Genomic DNA, 12,477 nt, shown 5'->3' with positions numbered 1-12,477 from the left:
GACCGCTGGGAGCGGCGCGATGGAGTGGCTGCAGGCCTTCCTGGTCAAGTATCCGGAGCTGGCGGTTTTCCTTGTCATCAGCCTCGGATACTGGATCGGCGGGTTTAAGCTGGGGGGCTTCGGGCTCGGGCCCGTCACCGGCTCGCTCTTCGCCGGCATCCTCGTCGGGCAGATCGCCCACGTGCCGGTCTCCGGCATGGCGAAGTCCTTCCTGTTCCTGCTCTTCCTGTTCGGGATCGGCTACTCGGTCGGCCCGCAATTCATGCAGGCGCTGAAGCGCGATGGCGCGAAGCCGATGCTGCTCGCCGTCGTCTGCAACGTCACGGGCCTCGCCGCTGCGGTCGTCGTCGCCAAGCTCCTCGGCCTCGACCCGGGTCTCGCCGCCGGCCTCGTCTCCGGTGCCCTCACCGAAAGCCCGGCCATGGGAACGGCGACCGAGGCGATCAACGCCCTGCCGCTGCCCGAGGCGGAGCGGGCGCGGCTGGTGGCGCATATCGGGGTGGCCGACGCCGTCTGCTACCTGTTCGGCGCGCTCGGGGTCATCATCTTCTGCAGCGTCATCGGCCCGCGGCTCCTCGGTGTGGATTTGAAGGCCGAGGCACTGGCGTTGGAGCGGGAACTGGGCATCGAGCGCTCCTCGCCGGGCGTGATTTCAGCTTGGCGGCGCTTCGAGGTCCGCGCCTACCGGCTGACCGCGGATGCCCCAGCCACGGGGCTTTCGGTGGAGGAGGCCGAGCGGCGCGCCGGAGATTCGCGCCTGTTCATCCAGCGTGTACGACGCTGCGGCCAGATTATCGAAGCAGAGCCCTCCTTCGTGCTGCAGGCCGGCGACGTCGTCGCCGTCTCAGGGCCGCGCGACATCCTGGTGGGCCTGCTCGGGGCGCGCGCGGAGGAGGCCGAGGACCGCGACCTCCTGGACATCCCCGTCGCGGTGGTGGACGTGCTGCTGACGAACCGCGACGTCGCAGGCCGAAGCCTCGGCGAGCTCGCGCAAAGCGCCTGGGCACGCAGCGTCTATCTTCGGTCACTGACGCGCGGGGGCGCCGCAATCCCGTTCGGTGCGGGCGTGACCCTGGAACGCGGCGACATCCTCCACTTGGCGGGGCCGGAGCCAGTGATCGCCCAGGCCGCGAAGCGGATTGGCCCGGTCATCGCGCCGACCACCGCCACCGACTTCGTCACGCTCGGCCTTGCCATCTTCCTCGGCGGGGTGGCCGGCGTTCTCATCACCTTTCCGGTCGGCGAGCTGCGAATCTCGCTCAGCACCAGCGTCGGCACGCTGCTCGCCGGCCTCCTCGTCGGGCATCTCAGGACGCGCCATCCGCTCTTCGGACGCATCCCTGACGGGGCGGTGTCGCTGATGACGGCGCTCGGCCTCGCAGCCTTCGTGGGGATGACCGGCCTGCACGCCGGGCCGATCTTCTTTCCCGCCGTCGCGGAGGCAGGGATCGGCCTGCTGATCGGCGGCGCCGTGGTGACGATATTGCCGATGTTCGTCGGCCTCTATTTCGGCCGCTACGTGCTACGCATGAACCCGATCATCATCCTCGGCGGCCTCGCGGGCGCGCAGACGATGACGGCGGCCATGGCGGCGGTGCAGGACCGCTCCGGCAGCCCCGTGGCCGTGTTGGGCTACACCCCAGCGGTCCCGCTCGGGCATATCCTGCTCACCACCTGGGGCACCGTCATCGTGGGGCTTCTGGCCCGATGACCCGGGCTGCGCCAGGTCAACCGCGGCGGCCGCGCATCCAGTCCGGGTGAGCACGGCCATGGGCGGCATTTCGGCCTTCGAGCTCGCGAAGCAATTCCTGTTCGGGTACGGGACGCTCTTCGCCATCATCAATCCTTTCGGATTGGCGTTCGTGTTCCTGAACCGGACCATAGGCCTTTCCGATGCCGACCGGATCTCGGTCGCCCGCCGGGTCGCGGTCTTCGCGTTCGCGGTGCTCCTCGTTTCCCTCTTCGCCGGCGCGGCGATCCTGCGGTTCTTCGGCATCTCGCTTCCCGCGCTGCGCATCGGGGGCGGGCTGGTCGTTGCGGCGTCAGGCTGGGCGATGCTGAATGAGCCGCCGCGCGAGGCCGATGCCGGGCACGCGACCTCCATCGCCGGCATCGCGGCGATGCGGCAGATGGCGTTCTTCCCGCTCACCATCCCGCTGACGACCGGGCCGGGGACCATTGCCACGGCCATCGCGCTCGGCGCCAACCGGCCGGCCGAGCTGAGCGGCTTCCTGCTTACCTCCGGCGTTTCGGTGGCCGTCGCCGCGGCCGTGGCGCTGACGATCATGGTGGCCTATGGCCGGTCTGCCACCTTCGCCCGCATCGTCGGGCGTGCCGGTACCGACATCGTGACGCGGCTGTCAGCCTTCCTGCTGCTGTGCGTTGGTGTCCAGATCGCCCTCACCGGCGTGCTGGACGCATTGCGGCTGCTTGCCCCGGTGCAGGGCTAGGGCAGTGGCAGACGGCGTGCCGGTGCCATCATCCCTCCGGTCGCGGCAGCCCGGCCGTCGCACGTATGGAGCGGCGAAAACTGACAGCGTTTGGTGGCCAGCCCAGATGGGCAGCGCTCTAGGTTGGTGACCTCTCGAGGTACGCCGCCACGATGGCTGGAGGGGTGGCGCCTGCCGCGTGCGGCTTCGCCCAGAGCCGCTGGCCGGCGCACGAAAGTGCGCGGAAGTGGCAGGCACCGTTGGCCTCCGGCCCGAGTGACGGCGTGCCACGTCGCCTCGCAAGGACGGTCCCTTGAGCACGCCCACCCACCCCGACGCGCCGCACCACCTGCCCTTCTTCCTGCCCGGACCGGACGGGTCCGACCCGGTCCTGGTCGGTGCGGGGATCTTCCTGATCGGCGCGGTGATCGCCTTCGGCCTGCTCTTCCTGCGGCTGCACACGCTGCCGGAGCGAATGGCCCACAAGGGCGAGAAGCTGCAATTCGAGATCGTGGCCGTGCTCGGCCTGCTCGCGCTGTTCACCCACATGCACATCTTCTGGGTGGCCGGCCTGCTGCTCGCGCTGGTGGACCTTCCGGACTTCACGGGGCCGATGCGCAGGATCGCCGGCTCCACGGAGCGGATGGCCGGGCTGGCACCGGGCGAGGGCGACACGGCGGAAGGCCCGGCGGCTCCGGCGGCGCACGGCGTGCCGCACGAGCCGCCACCCGCGCCGGCCCCCCTCCCTCCGCGGCCACGCGCGGATGAGGCGGCGCGCGAGCGCACGGAGGCCTGAGCCATGCTCGAACTGATCATCTGCGCGCTCTTCACGATCCTGCCGGACTTCCTCTTCCGCCGCTACGTGCAGGGCAAGCGGGTCGGCCACGAGATCACGCTCTTCTCGGTGTGGTTCGAGCTGCGCTGGGGCATCGTGGGATGCCTGCTGCTCACCGTCGGGCTGATCACGGCCATCTTCTACTTCCACCCGGCCACGAGCTTCGCCAACGCGGTGTTCCGCAGCGTGCCGATCCTGCCGGAAGGGAGCGGGCGCGTCGCCGAGGTGTTCGTGCGCGGCAGCGAGCGGGTCGAGGCCGGCCAGCCCCTCTTCCGCTTGGTGGACACGACACAGCGGACCGCGGTGGAGACCGCGCGCCGCGCCGTGGCGGAGGTGGACGCGGCCGTGGCGACGGCCCGCGCCGATCTGGCGCAGGCGGATGCGCGCATCCTGGAGGCGCAGGGTTCGCTGCAGCAGGCGCGGGACGAGTACAACACGAAGGTGGAGCTCAATCGCGGCGCCCCCAGCGTGGTTGCGCGGCGCGAGATCGAGCGGCTGGCAGTGCTGGTGCAGACCCGGCAGGCCGGGGTGCAGGCGGCGCAGGCCGCGCGCCAGGCCGTGGAGGCGCGGCTGAGCGAGCAATTGCCTGCCCAGCGCGCGAGCGCCGAGGCGGCGCTGGCCGAGGCGGACGCCGCGCTGGCAAAGACGGTGGTACGCGCCGGCGTGTCCGGCCGGGTGGAGCAGTTCCTCCTGCAGGAGGGCGATGTCGTGAACCCGCTGATGCGTCCCGCGGGCGTGCTGGTGCCGGAACAGGGTGGCCTCCGGCGCCCCGTGCTGGCGGCGGGGTTCGGCCAGATCGAGGCGCAGGTGATGCGCCCCGGCATGCCCGCCGAGGCCACCTGCGTGTCGAAGCCCTGGGTCGTGATCCCCCTGGTCGTCACGGACGTGCAGCGCTTCATCGCCACCGGCCAGGTCCGCGGCGCGGACCAGCTCCTGGACCTGCAGCAATTCCGCCAGCCGGGCACCGTGCTGGTGGCGCTGGAACCGGTCTACGAGGGCGGGCTGGACGGGGTGCTTCCGGGCAGCAGCTGCATCGCCAACGCCTATACCTGGAACCACGAGCGGCTGAACGAACCCGGCATGACCACCGGCCGCTACATCGCGTTGCACGCGGTGGATGCGGTCGGGTTGGTGCATGCGATCCTGCTTCGGATCCAGGCCCTGCTGCTTCCCTTCAAGACGCTGGTGTTCAGCGGCGGCCACTGACGGCGCTCGCCTCGGGGGCCAGACCGCGAAGCGGCCCGATCCTCAGGCCCCTCCGCAGGCGGCGGCCGATGTCAGAATGGCGGGCGCTTGACCCAGGCGTCGCCCCGCAGCGCGCGCGCGCGTCCGTACTCGTAGAGCGGGCGCATATAGGCCTGGTCGAAGGGCTTGTCGTACTCCACCGTGAAGTCCCGGCCGATATAGGCTAGGTTGTAGTCTACTCCGTCGCGCTCCGTGGTGGCGTAGATCCGCAGCACGTCGTTGAAGCCGCTCGCCGCGATCATGGACGCGATTGCCCGGCCAGCGATGCCGAGCGTGCGCCGCTCCACCGTGGCCCACTCGGGATCGAGGCGGGCGTTGCGGATGATCCATGCCCGGGCCGGCGCCACGGGCAGACGGCGGGCCATGCGCTGCCGGCGAAATTGCGAGACGCTGGCGGGATACAGGAAGACCTGAGCGAAGGCGCCGCCATCCACGTGCAGCTCCTGGTACGGCTGGCCGTCCAGCGTCACGTCGAACAGCACAGGCGCGAAGGCGCCGGGAATGGCCGAGGAAGCAAGCAGGATGCGCCGCACCGTCTCGAGCGCCCTGGGGTGGCCACTCGCCGCGATGGCGCCGATGTTCCACACCACCGGCACCTGCGCGTCCAGGTTCGAGGTGCCGACCAGCAGCAGCCGGCCGCCCGCATATGCGCGTGCGATCTCGGCCATCATCGCCTCGTCGAGGAAGCGGGAGATAGTCCGGAAGAGCGGGCTGTTGTCGGCCATCGCGTCGTCCCAGATCGCGGCGGTGTAACTGCGCCGGATCAGCACGTCGGCCAGGGTGATGTCGGTGTAGACGCTCCTCAGCGGCGCATCCCAAGCACTGCCGAGGAAGGCGAAGGGCGCGCTCAGCGCGCCGGTGCTGATGCCGGTGACCACGGAGAAGACGGGGCGGCCGCCGCGCTCGGTCCAGCCATTGAGCAGCCCAGCGCCGAAAGCGCCGTTCTCGCCCCCGCCGGAGATGCCGAGCAGGTCCAGCTCCAGGTTCGGCACGCCGGCAGGCAGGCCACGCGCGGCGAGCTGTCGCTCGACCGCGGCAACGAACTCCCGCTGAAGCCCCTCCTGGCCTGCAGCCTCGGTCGGGATGAAGCGCTCATTCGGCACGCCGAGCACGGTCGCCGCGGTGGCGCGCCCGCGCGGCACGGCGGCGCGCCGTGTGGGAAGCGCGCAGCCCCCCATGCCGGCGGCGAGCAACCCCCCTGCGCCGAGCCGCAGCAGGGCCCGACGAGGCGGCGCAACTGCCGGGAACGTGGTGGGACACTGGGTCATCGATGGCCTCGCGACGGCGACGAGATTTCCTGCTGCGCTCCGGGAAGGACGCGCCACCCGCACGTGGCGATCCCGCACGGCGTCAGTGCAGCACGCATTTTACTCCTGGACCCTTTCCCAGCCGGGCCCCGGGTTGAAGGCGGTGATGCCGCTGGCGATTCGCGTCGTGTCTGGCCCGAGGTTGCGCTGGTACACGACGCCGGCGTGGCTCACCTGAAAGGTCTGGATCCCGGTGACGCCATACTGCGCCGGCACCGCGATCACGGCGAAGCCGCCGATCATCAGGCCGCTCACCACGAACTCCGCCGCGCCGCCCGGGGCGTCGGGCCCTTGCGACTCCAGGATGCGGAAGAGATAGCCGTGGAAGGGGCGCGGCGCGGTGTCGCCCGCCGCGCGCTGCGCGCCCGCGGCGGTGCCGGCCGCCGCTGCGAGCAGGGGCCCGAGCGGGCTCTCCGCCTGGCCCTCCTCGGAGGGCCAATAAAGCCCGTCATGCGTTCCTGGCGTCGAGAAGAAGCGCCGCGCATAGGCGCGCAGGGCTCCGCGCTGCCCGACCTCCCGGGCGTAGTCATCCTGCGCGACCACGATCGCGCGCAGCACCTGGATCGTGTTCAGCTCGTTGCGGCCGATGCGCCGGTTGATCAGCTCCTGCGAGCCATGGCGCGCGTCGAACCACCAGAAATTGTTGTACCGGACCATGGGGATGGGCAGCCGCCAGCGATCATTGCCGACATCCAGGAAGGCGACGTGGCGGCCGTGCATCACGACCTCGTGCCGCTCCTCATAGGCATCCGCGAAGCGGTCGCGCGCGGCACGGTCCTCCACCGGATCGCCGGAGCGGAGGAGGCGACGGGCTGCCTCGCCGAGGATGCGGAGCAGGCGCTGTTCGTCATGCGCGCGTGCCGCCTCTGCCATCGCTGCGAAGCCGCCCTCCGCCGTCCGGAACCCCTGCGGCTGCACGGGCTTCGGCCGAGACGGCGCAGCCGCGGCACCCGATCCGGCGGGCGGGACGGGCGTCGGCGTCTCCGTGGTCTGGGTCGCGCCGGGGCCCGGCAGGAGTGCGAGGGACACGGTCCCGGCGAGAAGCAAAACCCGCATCGTGCTCATCGGCCCCTCCCGCCGCCACCGCGGCCACCTCCACCACCGCGGCCACCTCCGCCGCCACCAGCGCGCGCGCCGCCACCGCCGAACCCGCCCGCTCCGGCCGAAGGCCGCCCACCGCCACCGCTGAACCCGCCCGCTTGGGCTCGCGCGCCCCCGCCGCCATAGCCGCCTGCTCCGGCGGAAGGGCGTGCTCCACCGCCGCCATAGCCGCCCCCTGGCCCGGCTGACGCAAAGGACTGGCGGCTGGCCTGGCCACGCTGCGAGGCGGCCCGCACGTCGGCGCCCTGGCCGATGCCCTGGAAGCCCTGCGCCCCACCGCCGAACCCGCCGGCTTGGCGATCCGCCGCGCGCGGCTGTCCGGAGCCGACGGAGGGCCGTCCACTTGGTGCATGGGAGACGCCACCCTGCCGGCCGCCGGCCCCGCGGTCGGCCGTCGCCGGCCGCGAGGCGCCGCCGCTTGGCCTGTTCGCGGGGCGGCTGGCCTGCCCTCCGCCGGGCCGGCCTGCGGCGGCCCGGTCGCCAGTTCCGCCCCGGTTGCCGCGGTCACCGGGTCCACCGCGATCGCCGGGGCCTCCTCGGTCACCGACGCCTCCCCGGTCGCCGACGCCTCCCCGGTCGCCGGGTCCGCCTCGATCGCCAAGGTTGGCACGGTCGCCAGCTCCACCTCGGTCGCCGAGATTGCCCCGGTCGCCGAGGTTGCCGCGATCGCCTCGGTTCCCGCGTTCACCTTCTACGCGGCCCCGGAACTCGTCCCGTGCGGCGTTGCGGTCCGGCCGGTCGCCCTGGAAGCGCTGCCGGACGTCGTCGCCGCGATAGGCGACGCCATGCCGGTGCTCCGCGTTGTGCTGCCACCGGTTGCTGACATTGCCTGAGCGCGAGCGGTCGATGTTGCGCACCCGGTCGTTGTCAATGTTGATGTCGCCGGTGTTCCAGCCAGGGTTCGACCAGCCCCACATCGAGCCAACGAGCGCGACGCCACCGGCAAAGGCCATCCCGGTGAGCAGCGCGCTGCCCACGCCCCACCCGACGGGCGGCGGGTAATAGGCCGGCGGGTAGGATGGGTAGGGCCAGCTGCCATACACCACCGAAGGGTCGTAGGCCGGCACGTAGACCTGATCCGACTGCGCCGGCTCAATGGTGATGATCTGCTGCGGCGGCGCGACCACGGAAGGTTCGGAGGAGGTGACGACGACGTCCCGGCGCACCTCGGTCGTACTGCCGCCGGTGACCACGCCATTGCTGACCGGCGGCGGCGCAGCCGGGGCCACGTTTTGCGAAACGTTGACCGTCATCTGCGGGCCGCTCTGCAGCCTGCCCGCCGCCTGCGCACGCCCGCGCAGGACCTGGATGGCGTTCATGACATCACGCTGCTGCGCAAGCACCGCGTCGCCGAGCTGCTGCGTCCACTCGAGCTGCTCTGCCATCATCTTCAGCACATCGGGAAATGGGACGAGCGACTTCACGCTGGCATCCCAGGGCTGCCCCTCCACGGCGCGCGCAAGGGCCTCGCCGCGCAGCGAGGCGTTGTTGCCCCTGCCGAGCCAGCGCTCGGCCTGCACCACCTCCAGCGGATAGGTCGCGGCCATGAGCATCTGCATGAGCAGCGTATCCGGATGGAGCGCGATCGGCGCCAGGAGCTGCTCAAGCTGCGGCTGCGTCAGCCGGTTTTCGTTCGCCGCGGGCGCGGCTTGTCGTGCCGGCGCAGGCGCCGAGCTGCCCGCACTCGTCCCCTGAGCCCAGGCGGGTCCGGTGCGCCAGTCCGCCACTGAAATGCCGCCAAAGGCGACCGCTACGCACAGGGCCAGGGTCCTGTGCCAGCTGGGCAATCTCGCCGCATCGCTCTGCATCGGCGTCACCTCGTTCGCATGGCGGGTCCCTGCCCCGCTGCTGGTCACCTTCGTATCAGGCGTCCTGCGAGGAGGGCGAAACGGATCGCTGTCGGTATTCCGCGCATCTCCGCGCTGTGATGCGAGGAATCTTCGGCCTTCACTGTCCGGCCAACTCTCCGTTGGTGCGCAGCGGGTGGCCGTTGCGCCACCTATAGCCGCGCCGTGCTTGATCGCGGGCGTAGCTGAAGAGCGCCTGCATGTATGCCGGGTCGAAGAGTTCCTCGCGCGTCGCGGTGAAGTCCGGCCCAATATAGGCCAGATTGAATTCCATCCCGTCCCGCGCCGCGATCTCCTGCACCCGCACGATGTCGTTCACGCCGGTGGAGTGGATCATGCTCGAGATGGCCCGGCCGGCGATGCTGAAGACGTTGCGCCGCACCGCAGACCATTCGGGATCGAGCCGCGCGTTGCGGATCACATATACTCTCCGCGTCCGGGCAAGCGCGCCGCGGCGCAGGTCGCGCCCCGAAGTGAGCGTCGCCGGGTAGAGAAAGAGATGCGCGACCGATCCGCCATCCACATGCATTTCCTGGTAGGGGCGGCCATCGGCCTCGACCTCGACGAGGACCGGCGGGAAGACGGCCGGGACGGAGGCCGAGGCGAGCAGGACGCGCCGAAGGAGGTCCAGCGCGCCCGGGCGCCCACTCGCGGCGATCGCACCCACGTTCCAAATGACCGGCCGCATGGCGTCCATGTTCGTCGTGCCGACCAGCAGCAGCCGCCCCTTCGCGTACTCCGCAGCGATGTCCGCGAGCATGCGCTCGTTCACGTGGCGTGCGATCAGGCGGGACAGCGGAGCGGTGTCGGTGATGGCCTCGCCAAACGGCATGGTCAGGTAGCTCTCGCGCACGAACACATCGGACTGACGGATGCCGGTATACACTTCGCGGAGTTGTGGATCGTAGGCGGGACCGAGGAAGGCGAAGGGGGCGATCAGGGCGCCGGTGCTGACTCCCGTGACCAGCTTGAACCGCGGCCGGTTGCCCGCCTCGGTCCAGCCCACGAGGAGGCCCGCCCCGAAGGCTCCGTCGTCGCTGCCGCCGGAGATGGCAAGGAGGTCGGCCGGCGGGAGACGCTCGCCGCGGCGGAGGGTGGCCCGCTCGCGCTCCAGCGCCCGCAGGACTTCCGCGCGCAGCTCCGGGACCTGCGTGTCGGCCCAGAACCGCGCATTGGCCAACCCGCCGAGCACCGTGGCCCGTTCGGTGTCGGGCGGGGGTACGGCGGGGCCCTGTCTCTGGAGCGCGCAACCTCCGGCCACGAGAGTGAGGAGCAGGGCGCACACGCAGCGCGAACCGGCCTTGCCGCGTGCGCCTGCGCCGGAGGGAGGACCTGCGCGCCTCGGCACAGTCCGAAGACGGAGCAGCGCATGCACCATCGCCCGCCTAGCACGCGCAGCCCAATCTCGCCCGGGCTCGGATGCCGGGGCCGATCGATGGGTCGCCTGCATGACTTGGGGAACAGCGAGACTGGCCACCATGCCTCCACTCCTGGAAACTGGCCGGCCGCGCCAGGACCGTCCCGGTTCGACGGACAAACCGGGGCGCCCGATGCCGGCCGCGGGTGGTGAAGCTACGCGGGGCACCGAGCACGCACGACCGCGATCAGTGTCGAGAATCATCCGCAGGCAGAGCGGCGGCTCCGGCGCGTCCCCGCCGGTGGGCGCGTTGCAGACGCGTCCTCGGCAGCGTGTTCAAGCCTCGCGGCGCGCCGTTCGAGCGCGGTCCGCGCCGCTGCCGCGCGTCGCTCGATGGCGAGCCGGGCATCGCCGTCCAGCGCCTCCGCCTGCGCGCGCAACACGGCGACCTTCGCGGCGCCCTCCCTGCGGAGCGCGGCCGCGAAGGCCAGAGCGCGGCGCGTGGCCTCCCGCAATTCCTGCTTGCGGGCGCGCATGACCTCCTGCTTCAGACTCGTAGGCCCCGCCTCGGCCATGTCGCCGCGCAGCCGGGCCAGATCCTCGCGCAGCTCCGCGATGTCGCGCAGGATCCTCTCCTCGGCGGCCGCTTCCGACAGCCTGTGCCAGAGCACGCGCCCTCCGCACGCGACAAGGCGGCCGTCGAGCGACGTCTGGCGGCCGTGCTCCACCTCCGCGAGGACCGCGCTGCCTCCGTATAGTTGGCCCCGCTCGATCCGCTCGAGGAAGGCGGCGTCGACGCCCGCCTCCTCCAGGTCGCGGACCGTCGATACCAGCCCCGCCCTGAGCGTCCGCGCAGCGGCCTGCATCGGCCCGCCCAGCAACGAGATCAGGCCCGCGATGGCGACTGCCAGCGCGGGAGCCGAGGGGCTCGTCCCCTCGCGCAGCGGCTCGCTCGCCACCAGCCCCGCGCCCCGCGCCCCGCGCGCAACGACGGCCAGGGCGTACACTGTGACCGTTCCCTCCGCATGCAGCGTGCGCAGGATCTCGGCGCCGGCTCGCGCTCCGGCATCGTCCTCGAAAGTGGCGACGAGCAGCGATGCCATCCGCCCTCCCGGCGTCGGTGCGGGTTCCACATGCAACCAGCGCGCGTGGGGCTTGCGACGCCCTTCCACGCGTCATCGATAGATGCGGGGAGAGGCTATCGGGAGGAGCTAGAAGGGGGGCTGGAACTGCTATCGAAAATCGACGCGCTACTGGCCAGCCACGTCGCGCTTGAGGAAGATCAAGACAGCAACGACGATCTTGAGCAAAATCAAGGCGCCAACGGCGATCCGGACGGAGGCTGCCATGCAGGACGCGCGCGCGCGCATCGGCAAGTTTGACGAGGTGGAAGAGTTCGTGTCCGCGCTGCGGACGCTCGAGGCAAGCGTGGTGGCGCTCCCAGCCGAAGGCTTCGGCGCCTCCGTGGCCACGATCCGTCTCGACGAGCTCGCCGTGGAGGTCGTTCGCACCCGGCCGGTCCTGCTGATGGCCGCAACGGCGGAGGAGCGGTCCGGTTGCCTGGTAACCCTGGATGGAGCCCAGGGCACGCGTTGGAACGGTCTCGCGGTGGGGTATGAGGATGTCGCGGTGCTCGCACCCGGCTCAACGCTGGCCGCCGATTGCCGCGACGACTGCGCCTACGCCTTCGTCAGCGCGGATCCGGCGCATCCATCCGGGGCTGCGGCGCTTGGGGTCGAGGACGAGCCGCCCCCGCGGCGCGGCGCAGTCCGGGTCGCACGCGCGAACGCTAGCGCGCACCGGAACTTCGCCGCCATCGTTCGTCACCTTGAGGAGATTGCCACCTCCGGCCCCAGCCTGCTGGTCCAGCACGAGCCGCGGCGGGCGCTGCGCGACGAGCTCGCCTCTGCTGCGCGGGGACTGCTCTTCCCCTGCAACCCCGCCCCTGCGCGGCGCCGGGCCACGACGCGGCACCTCGTCGTACGGCGCGCGGAGGAACATCTTTGCGCCTGCCCGTCGCGGCCCATCTATACGGATGAGCTGTGCGAGGCGCTCGGCGTCTCCGCCTCGGCGTTGCACGAAGCGTTCCATGCGACCTTCGGCGTCAGCCCGCACCGCTACCTCAAGATGCGCCGCCTGGGGATGGTGCGTGCGATGCTGCTCGCCCACGATGCGCCTTGGCGCTCGGTCAAGGCGGTGGCGCTCTCCCACGGCTTCTGGCACCTGGGCCAATTCTCTCATGACTACCGCGCGAATTACGGGGAGAGCCCGAGCGACACGCTCGCCAGGGCGCGGTGAGCCGATAGCCCACCGCGCTGCAAGGATGCTCGGCGGCGGCGTGCCGCCGCCACAGCCC

Annotated in this window: 10 protein-coding genes; 5 read left to right on the top strand and 5 right to left on the bottom strand. The window is 71.3% G+C overall.

The genetic code is table 11. The annotated features are described in order from the left end of the window. Positions 1 to 19: 19 nt before the first annotated feature. The 4 genes from aspT (at position 20) to JTJ31_RS08380 (ending at position 4,470) form a co-directional block, all read left to right on the top strand. Positions 20 to 1,711, top strand: coding sequence for an aspartate-alanine antiporter (gene aspT / locus JTJ31_RS08395; RefSeq protein WP_207538175.1), 1,692 nt, complete (start codon positions 20 to 22; stop codon positions 1,709 to 1,711). Positions 1,712 to 1,769: 58 nt separating this feature from the next. Next, positions 1,770 to 2,450, top strand: coding sequence for a MarC family protein (locus JTJ31_RS08390; protein ID WP_207538174.1), 681 nt, complete (start codon positions 1,770 to 1,772; stop codon positions 2,448 to 2,450). Between the two features lie 292 nt (positions 2,451 to 2,742). Beyond that, on the top strand, positions 2,743 to 3,225 hold the full coding sequence (locus JTJ31_RS08385; RefSeq protein WP_207538173.1) for a hypothetical protein: 483 nt from the start codon (positions 2,743 to 2,745) through the stop codon (positions 3,223 to 3,225). A 3-nt stretch (positions 3,226 to 3,228) separates the two neighbouring features. Then, complete coding sequence (locus JTJ31_RS08380) at positions 3,229 to 4,470, top strand: HlyD family secretion protein (protein ID WP_207538172.1); 1,242 nt, start codon at positions 3,229 to 3,231, stop codon at positions 4,468 to 4,470. A 71-nt stretch (positions 4,471 to 4,541) separates the two neighbouring features. Here the strand turns inward: JTJ31_RS08380 and JTJ31_RS08375 are convergent, their stop codons facing one another. The 5 genes from JTJ31_RS08375 to JTJ31_RS08355 all read right to left on the bottom strand — a co-directional run bounded on the left by JTJ31_RS08375 (position 4,542) and on the right by JTJ31_RS08355 (position 11,224). Continuing rightward, positions 4,542 to 5,777, bottom strand: coding sequence for a patatin-like phospholipase family protein (locus JTJ31_RS08375; RefSeq protein WP_207538171.1), 1,236 nt, complete (start codon positions 5,775 to 5,777; stop codon positions 4,542 to 4,544). A gap of 99 nt (positions 5,778 to 5,876) precedes the next feature. Then, positions 5,877 to 6,881, bottom strand: coding sequence for a DUF2950 domain-containing protein (locus tag JTJ31_RS08370; RefSeq protein WP_236019976.1), 1,005 nt, complete (start codon positions 6,879 to 6,881; stop codon positions 5,877 to 5,879). After that, positions 6,878 to 8,725 (bottom strand): DUF3300 domain-containing protein, encoded by a 1,848-nt coding sequence (locus JTJ31_RS24970; RefSeq protein ID WP_268957031.1) that lies wholly within the window; start codon positions 8,723 to 8,725, stop codon positions 6,878 to 6,880. The genes JTJ31_RS08370 and JTJ31_RS24970 overlap by 4 nt, the downstream gene beginning before the upstream one ends. 139 nt (positions 8,726 to 8,864) lie before the next feature. Further along, on the bottom strand, positions 8,865 to 10,049 hold the full coding sequence (locus tag JTJ31_RS08360; RefSeq protein WP_207538169.1) for a patatin-like phospholipase family protein: 1,185 nt from the start codon (positions 10,047 to 10,049) through the stop codon (positions 8,865 to 8,867). 332 nt (positions 10,050 to 10,381) lie between these two features. After that, complete coding sequence (locus tag JTJ31_RS08355; RefSeq protein ID WP_207538168.1) at positions 10,382 to 11,224, bottom strand: hypothetical protein; 843 nt, start codon at positions 11,222 to 11,224, stop codon at positions 10,382 to 10,384. Between the two features lie 244 nt (positions 11,225 to 11,468). Here JTJ31_RS08355 and JTJ31_RS08350 point away from each other — a divergent pair, with 244 nt between their 5' ends. Further along, positions 11,469 to 12,419: a helix-turn-helix domain-containing protein gene (locus JTJ31_RS08350; protein WP_207538167.1), complete on the top strand. Its 951-nt coding sequence runs from the start codon at positions 11,469 to 11,471 to the stop codon at positions 12,417 to 12,419. Positions 12,420 to 12,477: the final 58 nt, after the last annotated feature.

Origin of the sequence: Sabulicella rubraurantiaca (genome assembly GCF_017355885.1) — a bacterium.
Taxonomy (GTDB): Bacteria; Pseudomonadota; Alphaproteobacteria; order Acetobacterales; family Acetobacteraceae; genus Roseococcus; species Roseococcus rubraurantiacus.
Note: the sequence above shows the minus strand (reverse complement) of the source record. Positions and strands in the feature narration are given on the sequence as shown.

Excerpts from the sequence above, each read along its gene's own strand:
- aspT (WP_207538175.1), top strand. The coding sequence starts at position 20 with ATGGAGTGGCTGCAGGCCTTCCTGGTCAAGTATCCGGAGCTGGCGGTT.
- JTJ31_RS08390 (WP_207538174.1), top strand. The coding sequence starts at position 1,770 with ATGGGCGGCATTTCGGCCTTCGAGCTCGCGAAGCAATTCCTGTTCGGG.
- JTJ31_RS08380 (WP_207538172.1), top strand. The coding sequence starts at position 3,229 with ATGCTCGAACTGATCATCTGCGCGCTCTTCACGATCCTGCCGGACTTC.
- JTJ31_RS08375 (WP_207538171.1), bottom strand. The coding sequence starts at position 5,777 with ATGACCCAGTGTCCCACCACGTTCCCGGCAGTTGCGCCGCCTCGTCGG.
- JTJ31_RS08370 (WP_236019976.1), bottom strand. The coding sequence starts at position 6,881 with ATGAGCACGATGCGGGTTTTGCTTCTCGCCGGGACCGTGTCCCTCGCA.
- JTJ31_RS24970 (WP_268957031.1), bottom strand. The coding sequence starts at position 8,725 with ATGCAGAGCGATGCGGCGAGATTGCCCAGCTGGCACAGGACCCTGGCC.
- JTJ31_RS08355 (WP_207538168.1), bottom strand. The coding sequence starts at position 11,224 with ATGGCATCGCTGCTCGTCGCCACTTTCGAGGACGATGCCGGAGCGCGA.
- JTJ31_RS08350 (WP_207538167.1), top strand. The coding sequence starts at position 11,469 with ATGCAGGACGCGCGCGCGCGCATCGGCAAGTTTGACGAGGTGGAAGAG.